Raw genomic sequence first — 21299 nt, 5'->3', positions numbered from 1 at the left:
GGGTTTGTGGCATATTATGCCAACAATTCATCATTGGATGAAAATATATGCCAAGTGATGCCCTGGACCGCTTCGATCATGCCATTCTCGCCGCATTGCAGGCGGATGGCCGCCTGAGCAATGTCGAGCTGGCCGAGCGGGTCGGCCTGTCGCCATCGCCCTGCCTGCGGCGGGTGAAGCGGCTGGAAGCTGAGGGCTATATCACCGGCTACCGCAGCGTGCTGGACCGCGACAAGGTCGGCCTCGGCCTCACCGTGTTCGTCGAGATCAAGGCCGCCCGCCACCGCATCGATGATTCCCAGGCCTTGCAGGCCCATCTGGCCGCCATCCCGGAAGTGGTGGCGGCGCATATGGTGTCCGGCGAGGCGGATTTCCTGGTCGAGGTGGTGGTGCCCGATCTCAAGGCTTATGAGCGGGTACTAAACGAGCGCCTGCTGGTGCTCGACATGGTGAAGGACATCCGCTCGAATTTCGCCATCCGCATCATCAAGACCGCCGCGCCGCTGCCGCTGAGTTGAGAGAAATGCCGTGAATTCGCCGCAATGCCGCCGTGCTGGCGGCGTGATCGCGGCTTAGTCATGCCACCCCAGGGGGCAGACATGGGTTCCGCCCCCTGCGGAGGCGACCATGACGAGGGGTGGGGGATGGGTGCGGCCAGGGCTCTTGGCAGGGCTGCTGGCGGGGCTGCTGCTGGGCCTGGGCGGCTGTGCCGGGGTGAGCTGCATGACGGCGCTGGACCGCGGCGCCTGCTACGCCGCTTATGCGACCTATAAGGATTGCAAGGTCAGGAATGACCCGCTGATCCGGCTGGTCGACGAACGCCGGGTCACCAAATGCATCGGCGAGCCGATTACGAAATGCTGGACCGGGCGGGACGGCAAACGCCATTGCCATGTCGTTGACAACAATCAAACCTGCACCACGCGCTGGGAACCGGTCTATGACTACCGAGAGTTCAACGTTGCCGTCCACTCCTGCATGGCCCTGGCCGGGCAGGGGGACCACACATGGCGCTTCACCGCCTGGGATTAGGTCGCTCTCGACTCTTGGGCGGGGGCAGCGGTATAGTCCGCCGGCGCCGTAAAGCCGCCATATTCCACGGCTATTTCCTCATGCCACGCGATGGTCCGCGTGGCGGGAAAGAGCGTGGTGGGCGGCGGCGGCGCAGACAGCACGGCCGCCCTTCATCAGTACCAGTCGCTTCACGCAGTATCAGGCCCCATCAGTATCAGCTTCGCAGGCATCCATGCGCTATTCGGGACTGTTCGTCCTTCTTCTCGTCATCGCCGCCAACATCGCCGGGTGGATTTATCTCAATCCGCCGGTGGAGCCGCGTCCCTGGGGTGAATTGATCAACGGCGTCGATTACTCGCCGTTCCAGGCCGACCAGGGGCCGCAGCAGAAGAAATATCCCAGCAGCGACGAGATCGACCGCGACCTGCAATTGCTTTCGAGCAAGGTGAAGTATCTGCGCACCTACTCGGCGCTGGATGGCCAGGGCGAGATCGCGCCGATTGCCAGCCGCTATGGCATGGAAGTGCTGCAAGGCATCTGGCTCGATGGCCGGCTTGAGCGCAACGAGGAAGAAATCACCAACCTCGTGCGCATCGTGAAGCAGAACAAGAATGTGCGCCGCGTGCTGGTCGGCAACGAGACCATGCTGCGGCTCGACATGCCGATTTCCGATCTGATCCAGTATATCCGCCGTGTGCGCACCGAGCTTGCCGGCACCGGCGTGGAAATCTCCACCGCCGAGACCTGGGATATCTGGCTGCGCTATCCGCAGCTTGGCCGCGAGGTCGATTTCATCGCCATCCATCTGCTGCCCTATTGGGAAGGCCAGTCGCCGGACAAGGCGGTGGAATACGCGCTCGGCCGTTATCAGCAGGTGAAGGACGCGCACCCGACCAAGAAGGTGGTGATCACCGAGATCGGCTGGCCGTCGGAAGGCCGCACGCGTCGCGAAGCCGTGCCGAGTCCGACCTCGCAGGCCACTTTCCTGCGCCACTTCCTCAACATCGCCAATACGCGCGGCCTCGACTATTTCATCATGGAGGCCTTCGACCAGCCCTGGAAGCGCAACATCGAAGGCTCGGTGGGCGCCTATTGGGGCATCTACAACGCCGACCGCACGCCGAAATTCCCGATGATCGGCCCGGTGGAAGACCGGCCGCACTGGCCGCAGCTTGCCGCCGGCTCGATCCTGATCGCGCTGCCGCTGATGGTCTGGTTCCTGGCGCGCTGGAGCGACCTGCGCTTCTCTGGCCGGCTGTTCTTCGGCGGCCTGATCCAGGTCGTCGCCGCCGCCATCGTCTGGGTCGTCGATACCGGCTTCCGCACCTATATGAGTCCCGGCGTGGCGCTGATGTGGGCCATGCTGCTGCCGCTGCTGGTGATGCTGTTCATCATGGTGCTGGCGGAAGGCCTCGAAATGTCCGAGGTGATCTGGTCCAGCCGGCGCAAGCGGCTGTTCCTGCCGCACAAGGCCGACCTGTCGCGCCAAAGCTGGCCGAAAGTGTCGATCCATGTGCCGGCCTATAACGAGCCGCCGGAGATGCTGAAGCAGACGCTGGATGCGCTGGCGGCGATGGATTACCCGAATTTCGAAGTGCTGGTGATCGACAACAATACCAAGGACGAGGCGGTGTGGCGCCCGGTGGAGGCGCATTGCGCCAAGCTTGGGCCGCGCTTCCGCTTCTTCCATGTCTCGCCGCTGAAAGGCTTCAAGGCCGGCGCGCTGAATTTCGCGCTGCGCAACATGGCAAGCGATACCGAGGTGGTGGGCGTGATCGACGCCGATTACCTGGTGGAGCCGGACTGGCTCAGCGCCCTGGTACCGCATTTCGACCAGCCGGATGTGGGCTTCGTGCAGGCACCGCAGGACCATTACGACTGGAAGGAAGATGCGTTCAAGGAATACATCAACTGGGAATATGCCGGTTTCTTCCAGATCGGCATGGTGCAGCGGAATGAGCGCGACGCCATCATCCAGCATGGCACCATGACGCTGGTGCGCCGCGCCGCCATCGACCATGTCGGGCCGTGGGCGGAATGGTGCATCTGCGAGGATAGCGAGATGGGCCTGCGGCTGCTCGCCGGTGGCTGGAAGTCGATCTATACCGACCGCCGCTTCGGCTACGGCCTGACGCCGGATAGCTTCGGCGCCTACAAGACCCAGCGGTATCGCTGGGCCTATGGCGCGGTGCAGATTCTCAAGCGCCATTGGCGCGACATGCTGCCGGGCGACACGCGCAAGCTCAACCCGATGCAGCGCTATCATTTCGTTGCCGGCTGGCTGCCCTGGTTCGCCGATGCGCTCGGCCTGGTTTTCGCCATCGCCTCGCTGGCCTGGACCGTCGGCGTCATCGTGATGCCGAAATATTTCGAACTGCCGCTCGGCCTGTTCCTGCTGCCGGTGGTGGCGGTGTTCATCGCCAAGGTGGCGCAGTTCCTGTGGCTCTATAAGATCCGCGTGGAATGCAGCTTCCGCCAGCGGCTTGGCGCCGGCCTGGCCGGTCTGGCGCTCACCTATACCATCGCCAAGGCGATGCTCGCCGGCCTGTTCACCTCGAAGCTGCCGTTCATCCGCACGCCGAAGCATGAGGGCCAGCCAGCCCTGGTGCAGGCGATGATCATTGCCCGCGAGGAATCCCTGCTCGGCGGCCTGCTCACCGCCGCCGGCATCGCGATGTGGAATTTCCAGGGCGGCCAGGATCCCGAAGCGCGGCTCTGGGGCATCGTGATGCTGGCGCAGGCGTTGCCGTATTACGCCACGCTGGCCCTGGCGATGATCTCCACCGCCAAGGGCCGCATCCGCAAGCCCGGCGACGTGGCGAAGAATGCCCCGGTGCCCAGCCTGTTCACGCTGCCGAAAGCCGGCTCCCCCAACCCCAGCGCCGGCGCCGACTAGGCGCCGCCGCATAACGATCCGAGTAGAGACCGACGATGACCGCGCCGGCCCGCCGCTTTCTGTATCTGCTGTGCTTCCTGGCCCTGGCAGCTTTGCTCAATGCTGCCGCCTGGTGGTATCCGAACCGCCCGCTGCCCTATGGCAACACCGCGATCGGCCAGCCCATCGGGCAGGTGAAAAGCGTGTCTTTCGCGCCGTTCAAGCGCGGCCAGAGTCCGCTCACCAAGACCTACCCGACGCGCGAGGAAATCGCCGAGGACCTGAACGCGGTGCGCGCCGTGGCGCGCGGCGTGCGCACCTATACCTCGCGCGAGGGTCTGGAGGCAGTGCCGGAACTCGCTGGCCGCTATGGCCTTGAGGTGACCCATTCGGCTTGGCTCGGCCGGCTCGCCAATGTGAACGAGGAAGAGGTCGAGGCACTGATCGATCAGGCCAACCGCTATCCCGATACGATCAAGCGCATCATCGTCGGCAACGAAGTGCTGCTGCGCAAGGACCTCACGGTCGATCAGCTGATCAGCTATATCCGCCGCGTCAAGCAGGCGGTGAAGCAGCCGGTCTCTTACGCCGATGTGTGGGAATTCTGGCTGCGTAATCCGCAGCTGCTCGATGAAGTCGATTTCGTCACGGTGCATTTCCTGCCCTATTGGGAGGATATCCCGATCGCGGTCGATCACTCGATGCCGCATATCCTGGATGTCTACAACATCGTGCAGGCCAAGCTGCCCGGCAAGCCGATCCTGATCGGCGAAGTCGGCTGGCCGTCGCTGGGCCGTTCGCGCCGCGAAGCCGTGCCGACACGCCATGAGGCGGCCAGTTTCATCAGCGATTTCATCCGCCTCGCCGACGCCAAGAACCTCGATTACAATCTGGTCGAGGCTTTCGACCAGCCCTGGAAAGTGGCGCTGGAAGGCACTGTCGGCGGCGCCTGGGGCCTGCTCGATGAATTGCGCCATCCGAAATACGATGCCGATGGCATGCTTTCCGAATTGCCCAACTGGTCGATCTATGCCGCGCTGTCCAGCCTGATCGGCCTGATCCTGGCTGTCTTGCAGGCCACACGCCTGGTCAACCTGCCGCCGCTGCGCATGTTTGGCGCCGTGCTGCTGGCGCAGGCCGGCGGCGCCGCCCTGGCGGCCTGTGTCGAACATGGCGTCAGCTACAATTTCAGCACGCTGCGTTTCAGCGAATTCCTCATCATGCTGGCGCTGCAATCGATCTTCGCGCTGCTGCTGTTCTCCGAAGTACTGGAGCGGCTCTCCGGCAGTGCCGCGCCGCGCGCCGCCTTTATCGGTCTGGGGCGGCGGCTGCGCGAACTGAAATCCTTCGCGCCGCTGTATCTGCCGCTCGGCAATCACACGGTGGGCGAAGCCAAGCTGGGGGAATATCGCCGGCTCTATCGCGTGCGACTGGGTGAATGGCTGTTCGCTGCCTTCGCGCTCTATGCGCTGTACCAGAATCTGATGCTCAGCATCGCTGGCCGCTACCGCGATTTCCCCATCGATTATGCCTTGCTGCCGATTGCCGGATTCCTGCTGCTCGCGGCTTTTGGAGCGGCATCGCGCGGCGGCAGTCTCGCCGCTGGTTTTGCAGTGCCCGATAAAGCGGCAGAATCGCCGATTACGCTGCGCTGCGAAGCGATTCTCGCCTGGCTGCTGCTCTGCTCGGCGGTGATGGTGGTGCTGATCGAGCGCCCGAGCAATCGCGAAGGACTCGTCTGGGCGCTGATTTCCGCGGCCTATGCGCTGCCGCTGCTCGGCAACCTGCGGCTTCTGGCCCGGAATGGCATTGCGCGGTTGGCAGCGGCGCGCTGACCACTTATAGTTGGAGCGAGGGGCCAGCAATAGGTCCCGTCAATATCCCATAAACGGAGGAACGAACCATGAAGCGGATTCTCTTTGGCATGGCGCTGATCGGCGCGGTGGCGATGGCGGGCAGTGCGGAAGCGCAGTCGCGCAATCTGTCGATCGCCACCGGCGGCACCGGCGGCGTCTATTATCCGATGGGCGGCGGCCTGGCCAATCTGCTCACCAAGTATGTGCCGGGCTGGCAGGCGACTGCCGAAGTCACCGGCGGTTCGGTCGACAATCTCAAGCTGGTCGGCGCCAAGAAGGCCGATATCGGCTTCTCGATGGCCGATGCCTCGCTCGATGCCTCGCGCGGCGAGGACAAGTTCAAGGGTGCCCCGGTGGCGCACAAGGCGCTGGCCGTGCTGTATCCGAACATCATGCATGTGGTGTCGGTGGATGGCTCGGGCGTCAACAGCATGGCCGACCTGAAGGGCAAGCGCGTCTCCACCGGTTCGCCGGGCTCGGCCACCGAAGTGATGGCCTTCCGCGTGCTCGAAGCCGCCGGCATCGACAAAGACAAGGACCTGAAGCGCGAGCGCCTTGGCGCCGCCGAGTCCACCAACGCGATCAAGGACAAGAAGATCGACGCCTATTTCTGGGTTGGCGGTCTGCCGACGGCGGCGGTGACCGATCTCGGCGCCACGCCGGGCACCAAGCTGAAGCTGATCGATCATTCCGATCTGGTGGCGAAGATGAACGCCAAGTATGGCCCGCTCTATGCCGCCGGCACCATCCCGGCCGGCACCTATCCGGGCCAGGACAAGGCGAACGCCATTTCCAGCGTGTGGAACATCCTGCTGGCGCATGACTCGATGCCGGACGACGTTGCCTACAACATCGTCAAGACCATCTTCGAGAAGCGCGATGAGCTGGCCCTGGTGCATGCCGAGGCCAAGAACATCAAGGCCGAGACCCAGAAGAAGACCAACACGCCGGTCGCCTTCCATCCCGGCGCGCTGAAGTATTTCGCCGAGAAGGGCATCAAGACCGAGTAAGCCGGCGCATCAGCGTTCAGGCAAAGCCCTGCTCCAGCAGCCGCTGGAGCAGGGTTTGTTTTAAGTGGGGTACATAAACTTCACATAAGAAAACCAGGGATTCAGATAAACAGGGCGTAAGGGGGAGTGGCATGAGCGACGACAGCGGCAAGATCACGCAGGGCCTGGACGCCGACACTCAGCGCAAGGTCGAGGAGTATATCGAGCAGGAAGAGGGCGCGGCGAACCGGCTTTCCGGCTGGAGCGGCTATCTGATCACGGCGCTGGCCGTGATCATGACCCTGTTCCATCTCTATGCCGCCTACGACATCGTGCCGACCCAGGAACTGCGCCCGATCCATGTCGGCTTCGTGCTGCTGCTTACCTTCCTGCTGTTTCCGATTGCCGCCCGTTTCCGCGACCGCATCCGCTGGTGGGATGTACTCACCGCGCTGATCGGCATCGGCACCATCTGGTATCTGCTTCAGGGCGGCGAAGACCTCACCGACCGCGCTACGCTGCCGAACCAGACCGACATGATGGTCGGCGCCGTGTTCATCCTGCTGGTGCTGGAGGCAACGCGCCGCACCACCGGCTGGATCATGCCGGTGGTGGCCATATTCTTCATCCTCTATGCGCTGTGCGGGCCGTATCTGCCGGCGCCCTGGACTCATAAGGGCTACGATCTCGACCGTCTGGTCGGCCATCTCTACATGACGCTGGAAGGCATCTTCGGCACCGCCGTGGATGTGTCCTCCAGCCTGATCATCCTGTTCACCATCTTCGGCGCCGTGCTGCAATTCTCCGGCGCCGGCAAGTTCTTCATCGACTTTTCCTTCTCGGCCCTGGGCGGCAAGACCAACTCGACCGGCCGCGCCATCGTGCTGTCCTCCTTCCTGCTCGGCGGCCCCTCGGGCTCCGGCGTCGCCACCACCGTCACCATCGGTTCGGTGGCCTGGCCGATGCTGAAGCGCGCCGGCTATCTGCCGGCGGCGGCGGGCGGCCTGCTCGCGGCTGGCGGCCTTGGCGCCATCATCTCGCCGCCAGTGCTGGGCGCGGCGGCCTTCCTGATCGCCGAGTTCCTGAAGATTTCCTATCTCGACGTCATCCGCATGGCGGCGATCCCGACGCTGCTCTACTACTTCAGCCTGCTGGTGATGGTGGAGCTTGATACCGGCAAATATGCCATCGCCAATGTCGATATGGGCGAGCGCCAGAGCCTGTGGTCGCTGACCAAGCAGTATGGCTATCACTTCACCTCGCTGATCTCGATCGTGATCCTGATGCTGCTCGGCTTCTCGCCGGTGCTGAGTGTGTTCTGGGCCACCATCCTGGCCGTGGCGGTGAGCTATTGCCGCCGCGATACCGCGCTGGTGCCGAAGAAACTGATCGAGGCACTGGCTTCCGGTTCGGTTGGCGTGCTTGGCACGGCGGCCACCTGCGCCGCCGCCGGCATCATCGTCGGCGTCGTCACGCTCACCGGCCTCGGCCTCAAGTTCAGCTCCATCGCCATCGCCTATGCCGGCGGCAGCCTGGTGCTGACGGCGGTCTACACCGCGCTGATCGTGTGGATCGTCGGCCTCGCCGTGCCGGTCACGGCGTCCTACATCATCTGCGCGGTGATCGCGGCGCCGGCCCTGATCCAGCTTGGCGTGAAGGATTACGCCGCGCATATGTTCATCTTCTACTATGCGGTGCTGTCGGAAGTGTCGCCGCCGACCGCCTTGTCGCCCTTCGCCGCCGCCGCGATCACCGGCGCCAGCCCCTACACGACCACGCTGCAAAGCTGGAAATACACCATGCCGGCCTTCCTGGTGCCGTTCGTGTTCGTGCTCGATCCGCTTGGCGTCGGCCTGCTGCTGGAAATGCCCAAGGACGGCAACTGGCTGCAGATCGTCTGGGTCAGCTTCTCCACCTGCGTCGGCATCTTCGCTTATGGCATCGCCACCCAGGGCTTCTTCATGAAGCGCACTGGCCTGGTGCTGCAGCTGGCCTTCATCTTTGCCGGCACGATGCTGCTGTTCCCCTCGATCATGGATGCAATGTTCGGCTTCATCGAGGTGCAGCATATCGAGCCGATCAAGATTGCCGGCATCCTGCTCACCGCCGCACTCTGCGTGGTGCAGTGGCTCGGGCGAGGGAAACCGGCCGCCGCTTAAGCGGCCGCGCGGTTCACGCCATCTGGGTAAGAATCGGCAGGCGGGTCAGGCGTGGCCCGCCGGCACGCTGGATGGCGTTGGCAAGTGCTGGCGCCAACGGCGGCACACCGGGTTCGCCGGCGCCGCCGGGGGCCGCGCTGCTGTCGATGAAATGCACCGCAATAGGCGGTGTATCGGCCATGCGCGGCATCTGATAGCTGTCGAAATTCTCCTCCACCACGCCGCCATTTTTCAGCGTCACTTCGCCATGCAGCGCGGCAGCCAGGGCAAACACCACGGCGCCGGAGAATTGCGCCTCGGCGATATTCGGGTTCAGCACGCGGCCGATATCGGCGGCTACCGTGATACGGCTCAGGCGCGGCTGACCCTTATCGAGTTCCAGTTCCACCACCTCGGCCACGATGGCGCCGAATGAGGTGTGCAGCGCCAGGCCACGGCCCTGGCCGGGCAGCAGCGGCGCGCTCCAGCCGGCCTTGGCGGCAACCAGTTCCAACACCGCCTGATGGCGCGGCGCGTTGGCCAGCAGCTTCATGCGATAGGCCAGCGGATCGACGCCGGCCTGCAAGGCGGCCTGGTCGATCATGGTCTCCTTCACGAAGGCGGTATGCGAATGGCCGACCGAGCGCCAGAAGCCGACCGGCACCGGGGTTTCCACCGGCAGCCAGTCGAGCCGCAGATCGGGGATGGCATAGGCCGCTTCATGTGCGCCCTCGAAGGCGGTTTCGTCCGGCCCCAGGAAGCGCGAGGGCGGGAATACCCGGCGCATGATCGAGGGGCAGGCGATGGTCTGTTTCCAGGCCGTGATTGCGCCTTGCGCGTCCAGGCCGACGCGCAGCTTGTGCAGGCTGGCTGGGCGGTAGAAATCGTTGCGCATATCCTCTTCGCGCGGCCACAGCACCTGCACTGGCAGGCCGGGCACCGCCTTGGCCACCTGTGCCGCCACGGCGACGAAATCGCCTTCCGCGCGGCGCCCGAAGCCGCCGCCTAGAAAGGTGGTATGCACCCGCACCTTGTCGGCATCGATGCCGGTGCCGTCAGCCGCCGCTTTGCGCGCCAGGTCCTGGCCTTGCGTCGGTGCCCACACATCGACAAAGCCATCGCGGCCCAGGCGCACCGTGGCGTTCATCGGCTCTAGCGCTGCATGGGCCAGCAGGGGCAGGCGGTATTCGGCATCCAGCACGGCGGCGGCATTGCTCAAGGCCTTGTCGGCATCGCCATGGCTCACGGCCTTGTCCGGTTTGGCGCTGATGAAGCTCTGCTCATACATGCGCCAATGGGTGGCGGTATCCAGCAGATCCTGCGCGCCTGGGCCCCATTCGGCGGCGACAGTGTCGCGCGCGCTCATTGCCCGCCAGGTGCTGTCGGCCACCACGGCGAAACCATTCTCCAGCGCCACCACGGCCTTCACGCCCGGCAGGGCCATGGCCTTGGAGCCATCGAGTTTTTTCAGCCGGGCGCCGAATTGCGGCGCGAAGCGCACCACGGCGAAAAGCTGCCCCGGCTCGCGCACATCAATACCGAACCGCGCGCTGCCATCGATCTTCGCCGCCGTATCCAGGCGCTGCTGTGGCTTGCCCAGCAGGGTCCATTGCTCAGGCTCTTTCAGCACCACATCGGCAGGCGGCGGCAGCAGGGCGGCGGCTTCCGCCAGTTCGCCATAGCCAAGGCCGCGGCCGGAAGCGGCATGCAGCACGCGGCCGGCCTCGGCGCGACATTCCTGCACGCCGACGCCCCAGGCATTGGCCGCTGCCTGCACCAGCTGCATCCGTGCCGTGGCACCGGCGCGGCGCAACGGCTGGAACAGCCAGCGCACCGAACTGGAGCCGCCGGTGATCTGCTGCCCGGCGAGGCGGCCCATGCGTTCCAGCAGCCAGTCGGCGGTGGGACTGAGCTTCTCAGGGCTGCCGCCGGCCAGCATGGCCTTCACCAGATAGGTGTTGCGGTAGATCGCATCCACGGGTGCCGCGCGCACATCGATGCGTTCCAGCGGCATTTCCAGTTCCTCGGCCACCAGGGTCGGCAGGATGGTATGCACGCCCTGGCCCATCTCCGATTGGCAGAGCAGCACGGTGGCGCGGTCATCGGCGCCGATATGCAGCCAGATGCCAAGCTGGAAACTCTGCACGCTGCGCACGCGCTGCTGCGCCTGGGCAGCAGCGGGAAGCGGGATGCCGACCAGCAGGCCGACGGCGGCGATGCCTTGCAGCAGCTCGCGGCGGTTTATTGCCCGAGCCTCGCCGTCTACTGACCGAGTTTCATCGTGGAGGGAAGCCATAGCGCCACTTCCGGGAACAGCATGATCAGGGCAATACCCAACCCGAGCATGAGCATATAGGGGATGGCGGCCTTGTCCACCTCGACCAGCGGTGCACCGGTGATGGAACGGATGACAATCAGGTTCATGCCCACCGGCGGCGAGATCAGTGCCAGTTCCAGGTTGATGGTGAGCAGCACGCCATACCACACCTTGTCGATGCCGAGCGCCGCCATCACCGGCAGGATCACCGGCGTGGTGATCAGGATGATCGAGAAGCTTTCCAGGATCAGGCCCAGGATGAAGATCACGAACATCAGGATGGCGAGGAACTGATACTTGCTCAGATTATTCTCGACCACGATGGAGACCAGCTGATCCGGGATATGCAGCTTGGTCAGCATATGGCCGAACAGGCCGGCGGACACGATGATCAGGAACAGCACGGCGGAAGTGCGCGCCGCTTCCTGGCCGCCTTCCCACAGGTCCTTGAGGCCGAATTTGCGATAGATGAAGGTGGCGATGAACAGCGCCCACAGCGCGCCGGTGGCAGCCGCCTCGGTGGCGGTGAAGATGCCAAGATACATGCCGCCGAGCACGAAGGGCGGCAGCGTGAAGGCCCAGAAGGAACGTTTCAGCGCGGCTCCCATTTCCGCCGGCGAAGCTTTTGCCGGGCGGATATAGCCGCCGGCATTGATGCGCTTCTGCTCCATGCGGCCTTCGGTGAACCAGCAATAGGCGGCGAAGATCACCGCCATCAGGATGCCGGGAAACACGCCGGCCATGAACAGCGCGCCGACCGAGGTATCGGAGGCGACGCCATAGAGCACCATCGGCGCGGAAGGCGGAATCAGGATGCCGAGCGTGCCGCCGCCGGCGACGACGCCATAGGCGCCGCGCGGCGTGTAGCCGTATTTCAGCATCTGCGGAATGGCGACGGCGCCAATGGTCAGCGCGGTCGCCACCGAGGAGCCGGAAATCGCGGCGAAGATCGAGCAGGCAAACACCGTGGCGATGCCAAGGCCGCCGGGGATGTGGCGCATGAAGGTGTAGGCGGCGCCGTAGAGATCATCCACCACCTTGCCGCGCACCATGAAATGCGACATCAGCATGAACAGCGGGATCGCCACCAGCAGGTAGCCATCCAGCTGCCCGATGATGAATTCACCCAAGGTCGGGATGCTGCCCTCGACATAGAACAGCACGGCGGCCGAGAACAGGAACATGCCGGCGAACATCGGCAGGCCGGTATAGAGCAGCGCGATCAGCAGCGTCAGGATGATGATGAATGACATGGGCTGCGTTACTCGTGGCTGCGGGTGCCGTGGATCGGATCGTCGGCGTTCGGCGGCTGCCAGTTCGGACTGAATACCTCGAATAATTGCACCAGGGACACCAGCAGCAGCAGGCTGCCGCCGATGGGCAGGAATACCTGAATCCACCACATCGGCACCCAGGCCATGGTATTGGCCTTGATGCCGATCATCTGCGAGAAGCTGACAGTCTCGATGCCGGCCCACAGCATCAGGCCGCCGACCACGGCGACGGAGAGGGCGGAGAACAGCGCCAGCAGGCGCTGGCCGCGGCGGTTGAATTTCATCACCAGGGCATCGACGCCGATATTGGCGTTCAGCCGCTGGGCTTCCGGCATCGCCAGCAGCACCATGATGATCACCAGCCAGGTAGCGCTTTCATCGATCCAGCTTTGCGCGGCATTGAAGAAGTAGCGCGCCACCACGCCGGCACCGACCAGCACCAGGCAGATCAGGGCCGCGAGTCCCGCCACTTTCGAAGCGAGGCCCGACAGCAGGGCGATGAGGCGCGCTACCAATGTCATCTCGGAACCAGTGTCAGCTTACAGCTTGTTGATGGCGTCGATCAGCTTCGGGCCGTTTTCCGGCACCGCCTTCACGAAGGCATCGATCACCGGCTTCTGCAACGCGGCCTTCCAGGTGGCGGCTTCGGCCGGAGTCTGCATGTGGATGGTCATGCCCTTCTGCGGCAGTTCCTTGATCGCGGCTTCGGCGGTGGCTTCAGTCAGGCCGATCATGTCGGCTTCGGCCTTCTTGGCGGCTGCCGCCAGCGCATCCTTCTCGCCGGTGGTCAGGCGGTTATACCAGGCCGGGTTGGCGAACATGTGGAAGTAGACCGAGAAATACGGCGCCACGGTGCCGAACTTCTGCACTTCGTAGAAGCGGCGGCTGACGGCGGCGGACACGTCGGTGAGGCCGGCATCGAGCACGCCGGATTGCAGCGCCTGATAGACTTCCGGCGCCGGCGTCGGCGTCGGCGAGGCGCCGATGGAGGCGAGGCCGGTATCGGACAAGGCCGAGAGGCCGCGGATCTTCAGGCCCTTGAGGTCCTCAAGCTGCACCAGCGGCTTCTTCGCCGAGGTGAAGATCGATTGCCGCGTGGTGTAGAACCAGGTGATGTTGCGCACGCCCTTGGAAAGCAGGGCCTGCTCCAGCAGCAGCGCTGCCGGTGAGCCCGGGAATTTCTTGATCTTCTCCAGGTCGGTCAGCAGGTAGGGGATGGTCAGCACGTTCATCTCGGGGATGGTGTTGCCCCAGGTGAAGTTGGTCAGCACGCCGGCCTCGAAGGCGCCGCGCGCCACGCTGGCATGGGTCTCGCTCTGCTTGGCGAGCTGCTCGGCGGGGAAGATTTCCACGCGCATGGTGCCCTTGGTGCGGGCTTCGAGATCGGCCTTGAAGGCTTCCACGGCCTTGTGCACATGGTGCGCCGTCGGCACCGGATGGCTGATGCGCATCACGGTCTGGGCCTGGGCGGCGCCACCGCTGAGCGAGGTGGCAAACAGGGCGGCAATGGCGGTAACGCTGAGCGCGACGAGACGCATGGTTTTTGTTCCTCCCAAAAATTCTTTGCGGCCGAAAATTCGATCCGGTGTCTTTATCAGAACCTCAAGTTTAAGGTAACTGCCCGGTTGGGGCGAACAAATTTATCTCCCGCGCGGCTTGAGCCGGCTTGCGCCAGGGCGTAACGATCCGGCATGGAAACGCCCACCGAGACCCCGCCGCCCGAGGCCAATCCGGCATCTGCGAAGGCCCAGAATCTGGCCCTGGCGGCATTGATCGTGGGCGCCATCGCCATCGCCTTCTCGCCGATCTTCGTGCGCCTGTCGGAAGTCGGCCCCACCGCCACCGGTTTCTACCGCACTGCACTCGCGGTCCCGCCGCTCTGGCTGTGGTGGCGGCTGCGTGCCCCGGTGGCCGAACGCGCCAGCCTGCCCACCCTGGGCCTGATCCTGCTGCCCGGCCTGCTGTTTGCCGGCGACCTGTTCTTCTGGCATCTGGCGATCAAATACACCTCGGTGGCGAATGCCACCCTGCTCAGCAACTTCGCCCCCGTGATCGTCACGCTCGGCGCCTGGCTGATCCTGCGCGAGCGTATTAACAGGCTTTTTATGCTGGCGATGGCGGTGGCGATCTGCGGCGCGCTGATGCTGGTCGGCTCCAGCTTCCAGCTTGGCGGCACCAATGTGTATGGCGACATGCTGGCCTTCGCTACCGCCGGATTTTACGGTCTGTATATGATCGCCGTGGCGAAGCTGCGCGGCCGCCATGGCACGCAGACGCTGATGCTGTGGTCCAGCCTGGTCACCGCGCTGGCGCTGCTGCCGGCAACCTTGCTGATGGGCGAGGGGCTGCTGCCGGCCACGGCAACGGGCTGGTTCACGCTGTTCGGCCTCGCATGGCTCAGCCATGCCCTGGGCCAGGGCCTGATCGCCTATGCGCTCGGCCACCTGCCGGCGTCGTTCACGTCGCTGGTGGTCTTGTTGCAGCCGGTGGCGGCGGCGTTCTTCGGCTGGCTCTGGCTCGGCGAGGGCCTCACCAGCCTGCAGATCGGCGGCGGCCTGGTGGTGCTGTTCGGCATCTATCTGGCCCGCCGGGCGCAGCTCAAGTAATTACTTCATTACTCAGTACTGTCATGCCGGCGCAAGCCGGCATCCCATTTTTACCGCTGAAATGTGACTCTCGCGTGCGCGAGAGTGACAAAACATCAGCCGTTCAGCGTCCTGGCATACTCGGCGTACCATTGCAGGCTGTGCGGGTTGCTCATGGCGCCGGGATTGGCGACCTTTTCCATCGGCTGGCCGAGCAGGATTTTCTTCACCGGCACTTCCAGTTTCTTGCCCGAGAGCGTGCGCGGCACTTCGGCTACCTGCACCATGTCGTTGGGCACGAAGCGCGCCGAGACCGCCTGGCGGATGGCGCCGTTGATCTTCTGCTTCAGTGCCTCATCGAGCGTCAGATCTTCACGCAGCACCACGAATAGCGGCATGAAGCTTTCGCGGCCCAGATATTCCAGGTCGATCACCAGGCTATCCAGCACCTCGGGCAGTTCCTCCACCGCGCGGTAGATTTCCGCCGTGCCGAGCCGCAGGCCATAGCGGTTGATGGTAGCATCCGAACGGCCATAGATCACCGAGCCGCCGCGCGGCGTGATGCGGATCCAGTCGCCATGGCGCCAGATGCCGGGATAGACGTCGAAGTAGCTGCCCTGGTAGCGGGCGCCATCGGCATCGTTCCAGAGATAGAGCGGCATTGAGGGCAGCGGCTTGACGCAGACCAGTTCGCCGACCTGGTCGATCACCGGATTGCCGCCTTCATCGAAGGCCTGGATATCGGCGCCGAGGCAGCGCACCTGCATTTCGCCAGCATGGATCGGCAGCATGACGCAGCCGCCGACAAAGGCGCCGGCGAAATCGGTACCGCCGGAAATCGAGGTCAGCCATACCTCGTCGCCCAGTTCGCGGTAGATCCAGGCATAGGCATCTTCGGAAAGCGGCGAGCCGGTGGAGCCGACCGAGCGCAGGGCGGAAAGATCGGCAATCTCGCGCGGCTTGATGTCGGCCTTGAGGCAGGAAGCGAAGAAGGCGGCGCCGGCGCCGAAGAAGGTGGCCTTGGCCTCGCCGATGAAGCGCCACAGCCGGCCCCAATCCGGCCAGGCCGGGCTGCCGTCGTAGATTGCAATGGTGGCGCCGGTGCAGAGGCCGGCGACCTGCGCGTTCCACATGATCCAGCCGGTGCTGGAATACCAGTGGAACACATCATCCGGCCCCAGGTCGTTATGCAGCTGCATCATCTTCATCAATTCGAGGGTGACGCCGCCATGGCCATGCACGATGGGCTTGGGCAGGCCGGTCGTGCCCGACGAATACACCACCCAGATCGGATGATCATAAGCCACCGGCAGGATCTGCAACTCGGCCGGCACAAAGGCGATATCGGCCCAGCGCGCCACGCTCAGAGATGCCGGCAGTGTCATCGCCTCGGCCTGGCTCGGCAGCAGGATCACGTCACGCAACGTCGGCAAAGCCGCCACGATCTCGCCCACCATGTCGCGGCGGTCGATGGCCTTGCCGTTGTAATGCACGCCCTCGACGGCGAACAAAGCCACCGGCTCGATCTGCTTGAAGCGGTCAAGCACTGCCTGCAAGCCCATATCCGGGGCGCAGATCGACCACACGGCGCCAATCGATATGGCGGCCAGGAAGGCGATCAGGGTTTCCGGCGTGTTCGGCGCATAGGCCACCACGCGGTCGCCGGGCTTGATGCCGCGCTGGCGCAGATGGGCGGCGATGGCGGCGACGCGGTCGCGCAATTCATGCCAGCCCATTTCCTTCATCGGCTCGGTCTCGGAGGCATAGAGGATCGCCGGGCGGCTGTCGGTGACATGGCGCATCACCTGATCGACGTAGTTCACCTCCGCGCCGGTGAACCATTTGGCGCCGGGCATCGAGGCATCGGCCAGCACCTTGGTGTAGGGCTTATGCGTCTTGATGCCGTAGAAATGCCACAGGCTGTCCCAGAACGGCTCGGTCTCGGTCACCGACCAGCGATAGAGCGCGTCATAATCCTTGAAATCGAGGCCGCGATTTTCCTTCAGCCAGGTCATGTAGCGGTAGAGCTGGCTGCGGCGGATGCGATCCGGCGTCGGGGTCCAGAGCGGCTTTTCGCTCACGGTCATCGGGATTCCTCCGGGGGCTTTGGGCGGTTTTACCCGGCTGGCGCCAGCGCGGCAACTGGGCTTCGGGCGCGGAGAGTAGTAAACTGCGGCCTTCCCGCAGATGTCTGCTTTTCATGGAACAGGCCGCCCGATGAAGCTCTGCACCTACAGCCATCCCGGCACCGGCAATATGCGGCCCGGCGCGCTGACCTCGGACGGCGCGATGATCGTCGATTTTTCGGCACGCTTCCCCGATATCCTGGCGCTGATCAAGGCCGGCGATGAAGGCATGGCGGCGGCGCGCAGCCTGCTCGATGACGGTGAAATCCGCGTGCCGCTGCTGGATGCCACGCTGCATGCGCCGCTGCCGGTGCCGGAACAGATCCGCGACTGCATGCTGTTCGAGAAGCATGTGCGCCAGGCGATGCAGCGTATCGCGATAATGCGCAAGCCGATCCTGGGGCCGTGGCTGGTCAAGGCCGGTTTGGTCAAGGTGCCGGCCAGCTGGTATGCGATGCCGGTCTACTACAAGGCCAACCGCTTCTCAGTGATCGGCACCGGCCAGGATGTGCTGTGGCCGCGCTACAGCCAGGTGATGGATTTCGAGCTGGAAATGGGCTTCGTGCTCGGCCGGGGCGGCAAGAACATCAAGGCCAGGGATGCCCGCCGGCATATCTTCGGCTACACCATCTTCAACGATTTCTCCGCCCGCGATGCCCAGAGCGCCGAGATGCAGTCGATGCTCGGCCCCTGCAAGGGCAAGGATTTCGATACCGGCAATGCCATGGGTCCGTTCCTGGTCACCGCTGACGAGATCGAGGACCCCTATGCGCTACGCATGCAGGCGCGGGTCAACGGCAAGACCTGGTGCGACAGCAATTCCTCCACCATCCACCACACGTTTGAAGCTTTGCTCGAACGCATCTCGGCGGACGAGACGCTGCATCCGGGCGAATTCTTCGGCTCCGGCACTGTCGGCGATGGCTGTGGCCTGGAACATGGCCGTTTCCTGAAGGATGGCGATGTGGTGGAGCTTGAGATCGAGAAGATCGGCATCCTGCGCAACCGCGTGCTGCGGCAGAAATAATGGCCTCTTCAGGCCGTCATGCCCGCGCCAAAGCCCTTCGGGCCCGCGCGCCCACGAACGCTTCGGGCGTTCGCGCGCTTACAGGGCATCACATTTCGAAACAAATGGGACCCTCGCTTTCGCGAGGGTGACAAAGCTGCCTCATCTCGTCATGCCCGGACTTGATCCGGGCATCTTGCGCCTCGTTGAGAGAGATGCCCGGGTCAAGCCCGGGCATGACGCTTTTCAGTCCATGTCACCCTCGCGAAAGCGAGGGTCCCATTTTTTGCAGCTTTGAATGGGATGCCCGCTTTCGCGGGCATGACCCAAAAAAATCACCCCCGAGTTTCCCCGGGGGTGATGGTGTCAGGCTATAGGCTCCGCGTCAGTTCTTCTGCGCCGGCACCGGCAGGTCGAACAGCAGCACCTCGGCGCCTTCCGGTGCGGTGATCTCCACCGACTTGGTTTCAAACACCGCCATGCCGTCGCGGGTCGAAAGCTTGGTGCCGTTGACGATGGCGGTGCCATCGGCCACCACCACATAGGCGATGCGCTGCTGCGTCTCGCTCCAGGGCAGCGTATGGGTGACGCTGTCGCCCTGGCCCAGCAGCGCGCCATAGAGCGTGGCGTCCTGGTGGATCAGCAGGGTTTCCGGGTTGGCGGCTCGCACGGCTTCCTCGCCGGAGGCGAGGGGGACAAGCCTGCCGGCGCGGTCGCCCTTGGGGAACTGCGCCTGCGCCCAGCGGGGCTTGAGGCCGCGCTGGCGCGGCTCGACCCAGATCTGGAACAGATGCGTCGCCTCGTTTTCCTCGTTCCACTCGGCATGCATGATGCCGGTGCCGGCCGACATCACCTGCACGTCGCCGGCAGGAGTGCGGCCGCGATTGCCGAGCGAGTCTTCATGGCTGATGGCGCCGCGCCGCACATAGGTGATGATCTCCATGTCGCGGTGGCCATGCATCGGGAAGCCGGAATGCGGCTTGATATGATCGTCGTTCCACACCCGCAGCGGGCCGAAGCCGAAACCCATCGGCGCGGCAACGCCCGAGAAGTTGAAGTGGAAGCGGCTGTCGAGCCAGTCATTGCCGAAGCGGCCAAGACGGTCGAAGGGAACTGCAACGGTCATGATACGTCTCCTTGCCTCGTTCGGCCCCGGGCGGATTGCCCGGGGCCTTCGCTGAGGCGGCGTTGGGGTAGGGTACTGGTTACTCGATACGCGTTACTTGGCCAGCTTGGCGGCGATACCCGCCACATGCTTGCCCTGGAAGCGGGCGATCTTCAGTTCGGTTTCGTTCGGCTGGCGCGAGCCATCCGGGCCGGCGATGGTGCCGGCGCCATAGGGCGAGCCGCCGCGCGAGACCGACACATCCATGGTCTCCGGGATGGCGTAAGGCACACCGACGATGACCATGCCATGATGCTGCAACGTCACCTGGAAGCTGGTGATGGTGGTCTCGTTGCCGCCGCCGGTGCCGGTGGAGGTGAACACGCTGCCGACCTTGCCGACCAGGGCGCCCTTCATCCACAGACCGCCGGTCTGATCCAGGAAGGTGCGCATCTGGCCGCTCATCATGCCGAAGCGGGTGGGGGTGCCGAAGATGATGGCGTCATAGTTCGGCAGTTCGTCGATGGTGGCGACCGGCGCGGCCTGGTCCCACTTGCCATGGGCGGCCTTGAAGGCGGCTTCCGGCATGGTTTCCGGCACGCGCTTGATCACTACCTCGGCGCCGGCCTCGCGGGCGCCCTCGGCAACGGCCTGGGCCATGCCCTCGATATGGCCGTACATCGAATGGTAGAGAACCAGAATCTTGGTCATTGAAGTCTCTCCTTGGATACTTCCCGCCGCCCCAGCGGCGTTGGATGAGGAGAATTTAAGCTCGCCATTTAAGGAAACAATACTATATTTGGAACATGATTGTTTCTAATGGTGGACAATAGCCATGGATTACCTTTCCGACCTGGCGGTATTCGCCCGGGTGGCCGAACAGATGAGTTTCACATCCGCCGCCCAGTCCTTGGGCCTGTCGAAATCTGCCGTTTCGAAGCAGATCGCCCGGCTGGAACAGCGGCTGGGCAGCCAGTTGCTGCAGCGGACCACGCGGCGGCTGCAACTCACCGAAACCGGCCGCATCGTGCAGGCCCATGCCGAACGGGTGCTGGCCGAGGCCCAGGCCGCCGAGGCCGCCGTGCAGAATTTGCAGGAGGCGCCGCGCGGCCTGCTGAAGGTGAACCTGCCGATGAGCTTCGGCCTCAGCCATGTGGCGCCGCTGCTGCCGGAATTGCTGGCGCAATGCCCGGACCTGCGCATCGAGGCGAGCTACAACGACCGCCGCGTCGACCTGCTGGAAGAGGATGTGGATGCCGCCGTGCGCATCGGCGAACTGGCGGATTCGACGCTCAATGCCCGGCGGCTCGGGCCGGCCCGCGTGGTCTATGCGGCGGCGCCAAGCTACATCGCCAAATACGGCACGCCGAAACATCCCGACGAGCTGAAATGGCACCATTGCCTGATCTACAGCTATCTCGCCGATCCGCTGCTCTGGCGTTTCGCCTCGCAGCCCGGCGGCGAGCCGGATATCGCTGTCCGCGTGCAGGGGCCGCTGACGGCCAATAACGGCGACGCCTTGCGGCTGGCGGCTTTGGCCGGCACCGGCATCGCCCGGCTGCCCAGCTTCGTCATCGGCCCGGATATCGCGGCAGGGCGGCTGGTGCCGATCCTGGAGCCATACCGCGTGGCGGATCTGGGCATCTTCGCGGTCTACCCGGCGCAGCGCCACCTGACGCCGAAGCTGCGCGCCTTCATCGATTTCCTGGCCGGCAAATTCGGGCCGGAGCCGCCCTGGGACTGCGCCTGGATCGGCCTGCGGCAGGGCGAAATAAAGTAAAGCCCCCTGCGGCAGCCTGCCGCAGATAACCGTTTACGGCCCGGAGTCGCCATGCTAAACAGGCGCCCTGAAACGGGAAAGTCAGATGATTCGCCCCATGATGCACCGACGAGCTAGCCGACGAGTAGCGCAACGAAAGCGCTGCGCGGCCGTTGTTCGCGTGCATTGAGGCCTGGATCAGCCCTGACAGCCTGATCGTCTCCCAGCAGACACCCAGCACTTCCAATGCACCCG

16 protein-coding genes are annotated in these 21299 nt (G+C 64.3%); 9 read left to right on the top strand and 7 right to left on the bottom strand.

Annotation, left to right across the window (positions count from 1 at the left end):
- The first annotated feature begins 47 nt into the window (after positions 1–47).
- From ACQY7X_RS22600 to ACQY7X_RS22575, 6 genes are all read left to right on the top strand, one after another.
- A complete protein-coding gene (locus ACQY7X_RS22600) occupies positions 48–518 on the top strand; it encodes an Lrp/AsnC family transcriptional regulator (protein WP_428247747.1) in 471 nt (156 codons plus the stop codon).
- A 205-nt stretch (positions 519–723) separates the two neighbouring features.
- Positions 724–1032 carry a hypothetical protein gene (locus ACQY7X_RS22595; RefSeq protein WP_428247746.1) on the top strand — a complete coding sequence of 103 codons (309 nt, stop codon included), beginning with the start codon at positions 724–726 and terminating at the stop codon, positions 1030–1032.
- 214 nt (positions 1033–1246) lie between these two features.
- Positions 1247–3910: a glycosyltransferase gene (locus ACQY7X_RS22590; RefSeq protein ID WP_428247745.1), complete on the top strand. Its 2664-nt coding sequence runs from the start codon at positions 1247–1249 to the stop codon at positions 3908–3910.
- Between the two features lie 35 nt (positions 3911–3945).
- Complete coding sequence (locus ACQY7X_RS22585; RefSeq protein WP_428247744.1) at positions 3946–5724, top strand: hypothetical protein; 1779 nt, start codon at positions 3946–3948, stop codon at positions 5722–5724.
- Positions 5725–5792: 68 nt separating this feature from the next.
- On the top strand, positions 5793–6755 hold the full coding sequence (locus ACQY7X_RS22580) for a TAXI family TRAP transporter solute-binding subunit (protein ID WP_428247743.1): 963 nt from the start codon (positions 5793–5795) through the stop codon (positions 6753–6755).
- A gap of 131 nt (positions 6756–6886) precedes the next feature.
- Positions 6887–8893 carry a TRAP transporter permease gene (locus ACQY7X_RS22575; RefSeq protein ID WP_428247742.1) on the top strand — a complete coding sequence of 669 codons (2007 nt, stop codon included), beginning with the start codon at positions 6887–6889 and terminating at the stop codon, positions 8891–8893.
- A 13-nt stretch (positions 8894–8906) separates the two neighbouring features.
- Here the strand turns inward: ACQY7X_RS22575 and ACQY7X_RS22570 are convergent, their stop codons facing one another.
- From ACQY7X_RS22570 to dctP, 4 genes are read right to left on the bottom strand one after another with little or no spacing between them, the layout of a single operon-like run.
- Positions 8907–11168 (bottom strand): molybdopterin cofactor-binding domain-containing protein, encoded by a 2262-nt coding sequence (locus tag ACQY7X_RS22570; RefSeq protein WP_428247741.1) that lies wholly within the window; start codon positions 11166–11168, stop codon positions 8907–8909.
- Complete coding sequence (locus ACQY7X_RS22565) at positions 11135–12442, bottom strand: TRAP transporter large permease (RefSeq protein ID WP_428247740.1); 1308 nt, start codon at positions 12440–12442, stop codon at positions 11135–11137. The genes ACQY7X_RS22570 and ACQY7X_RS22565 overlap by 34 nt, the downstream gene beginning before the upstream one ends.
- Positions 12443–12450: 8 nt before the next feature.
- Positions 12451–12984 (bottom strand): TRAP transporter small permease, encoded by a 534-nt coding sequence (locus ACQY7X_RS22560; protein ID WP_428247739.1) that lies wholly within the window; start codon positions 12982–12984, stop codon positions 12451–12453.
- 18 nt (positions 12985–13002) lie between these two features.
- Positions 13003–14001 carry a TRAP transporter substrate-binding protein DctP gene (dctP, locus tag ACQY7X_RS22555; protein WP_428247738.1) on the bottom strand — a complete coding sequence of 333 codons (999 nt, stop codon included), beginning with the start codon at positions 13999–14001 and terminating at the stop codon, positions 13003–13005.
- A 153-nt stretch (positions 14002–14154) separates the two neighbouring features.
- Here dctP and ACQY7X_RS22550 point away from each other — a divergent pair, with 153 nt between their 5' ends.
- A complete protein-coding gene (locus tag ACQY7X_RS22550; protein ID WP_428247737.1) occupies positions 14155–15069 on the top strand; it encodes a DMT family transporter in 915 nt (304 codons plus the stop codon).
- A 95-nt stretch (positions 15070–15164) separates the two neighbouring features.
- On the opposite strand, the gene ACQY7X_RS22545 is transcribed toward ACQY7X_RS22550, so the two are convergent.
- The gene (locus ACQY7X_RS22545; protein WP_428247736.1) at positions 15165–17135 is read right to left on the bottom strand and encodes an acetoacetate--CoA ligase; all 1971 of its coding nucleotides are present in this window, start codon (positions 17133–17135) and stop codon (positions 15165–15167) included.
- A gap of 130 nt (positions 17136–17265) precedes the next feature.
- Between ACQY7X_RS22545 and ACQY7X_RS22540 the strand changes: the two genes are divergently transcribed.
- The gene (locus ACQY7X_RS22540; protein WP_428247735.1) at positions 17266–18201 is read left to right on the top strand and encodes a fumarylacetoacetate hydrolase family protein; all 936 of its coding nucleotides are present in this window, start codon (positions 17266–17268) and stop codon (positions 18199–18201) included.
- Between the two features lie 364 nt (positions 18202–18565).
- Here the strand turns inward: ACQY7X_RS22540 and ACQY7X_RS22535 are convergent, their stop codons facing one another.
- Together ACQY7X_RS22535 and wrbA are read right to left on the bottom strand one after the other, a co-directional pair.
- Positions 18566–19306, bottom strand: a complete 741-nt coding sequence (locus tag ACQY7X_RS22535) for a pirin family protein (RefSeq protein ID WP_428247734.1) — start codon at positions 19304–19306, stop codon at positions 18566–18568.
- A 93-nt stretch (positions 19307–19399) separates the two neighbouring features.
- A complete protein-coding gene (gene wrbA, locus ACQY7X_RS22530; protein WP_428247733.1) occupies positions 19400–19996 on the bottom strand; it encodes an NAD(P)H:quinone oxidoreductase in 597 nt (198 codons plus the stop codon).
- Between the two features lie 124 nt (positions 19997–20120).
- On the opposite strand from wrbA, the gene ACQY7X_RS22525 reads away from it, so the two are divergent.
- Positions 20121–21065 (top strand): LysR family transcriptional regulator, encoded by a 945-nt coding sequence (locus ACQY7X_RS22525; protein WP_428247732.1) that lies wholly within the window; start codon positions 20121–20123, stop codon positions 21063–21065.
- Positions 21066–21299: the final 234 nt, after the last annotated feature.

This window comes from Ferrovibrio sp., from assembly GCF_965278975.1.
Taxonomy (GTDB): domain Bacteria; phylum Pseudomonadota; class Alphaproteobacteria; order Ferrovibrionales; family Ferrovibrionaceae; genus Ferrovibrio.
This window is presented reverse-complemented; position numbering and strand designations above follow the sequence as displayed.

Coding starts and splice junctions, on each gene's coding strand:
- ACQY7X_RS22600 (WP_428247747.1), top strand. CDS start 48: ATGCCAAGTGATGCCCTGGACCGCTTCGATCATGCCATTCTCGCCGCA.
- ACQY7X_RS22595 (WP_428247746.1), top strand. CDS start 724: ATGACGGCGCTGGACCGCGGCGCCTGCTACGCCGCTTATGCGACCTAT.
- ACQY7X_RS22590 (WP_428247745.1), top strand. CDS start 1,247: ATGCGCTATTCGGGACTGTTCGTCCTTCTTCTCGTCATCGCCGCCAAC.
- ACQY7X_RS22585 (WP_428247744.1), top strand. CDS start 3,946: ATGACCGCGCCGGCCCGCCGCTTTCTGTATCTGCTGTGCTTCCTGGCC.
- ACQY7X_RS22580 (WP_428247743.1), top strand. CDS start 5,793: ATGAAGCGGATTCTCTTTGGCATGGCGCTGATCGGCGCGGTGGCGATG.
- ACQY7X_RS22575 (WP_428247742.1), top strand. CDS start 6,887: ATGAGCGACGACAGCGGCAAGATCACGCAGGGCCTGGACGCCGACACT.
- ACQY7X_RS22570 (WP_428247741.1), bottom strand. CDS start 11,168: ATGGCTTCCCTCCACGATGAAACTCGGTCAGTAGACGGCGAGGCTCGG.
- ACQY7X_RS22565 (WP_428247740.1), bottom strand. CDS start 12,442: ATGTCATTCATCATCATCCTGACGCTGCTGATCGCGCTGCTCTATACC.
- ACQY7X_RS22560 (WP_428247739.1), bottom strand. CDS start 12,984: ATGACATTGGTAGCGCGCCTCATCGCCCTGCTGTCGGGCCTCGCTTCG.
- dctP (WP_428247738.1), bottom strand. CDS start 14,001: ATGCGTCTCGTCGCGCTCAGCGTTACCGCCATTGCCGCCCTGTTTGCC.
- ACQY7X_RS22550 (WP_428247737.1), top strand. CDS start 14,155: ATGGAAACGCCCACCGAGACCCCGCCGCCCGAGGCCAATCCGGCATCT.
- ACQY7X_RS22545 (WP_428247736.1), bottom strand. CDS start 17,135: ATGACCGTGAGCGAAAAGCCGCTCTGGACCCCGACGCCGGATCGCATC.
- ACQY7X_RS22540 (WP_428247735.1), top strand. CDS start 17,266: ATGAAGCTCTGCACCTACAGCCATCCCGGCACCGGCAATATGCGGCCC.
- ACQY7X_RS22535 (WP_428247734.1), bottom strand. CDS start 19,306: ATGACCGTTGCAGTTCCCTTCGACCGTCTTGGCCGCTTCGGCAATGAC.
- wrbA (WP_428247733.1), bottom strand. CDS start 19,996: ATGACCAAGATTCTGGTTCTCTACCATTCGATGTACGGCCATATCGAG.
- ACQY7X_RS22525 (WP_428247732.1), top strand. CDS start 20,121: ATGGATTACCTTTCCGACCTGGCGGTATTCGCCCGGGTGGCCGAACAG.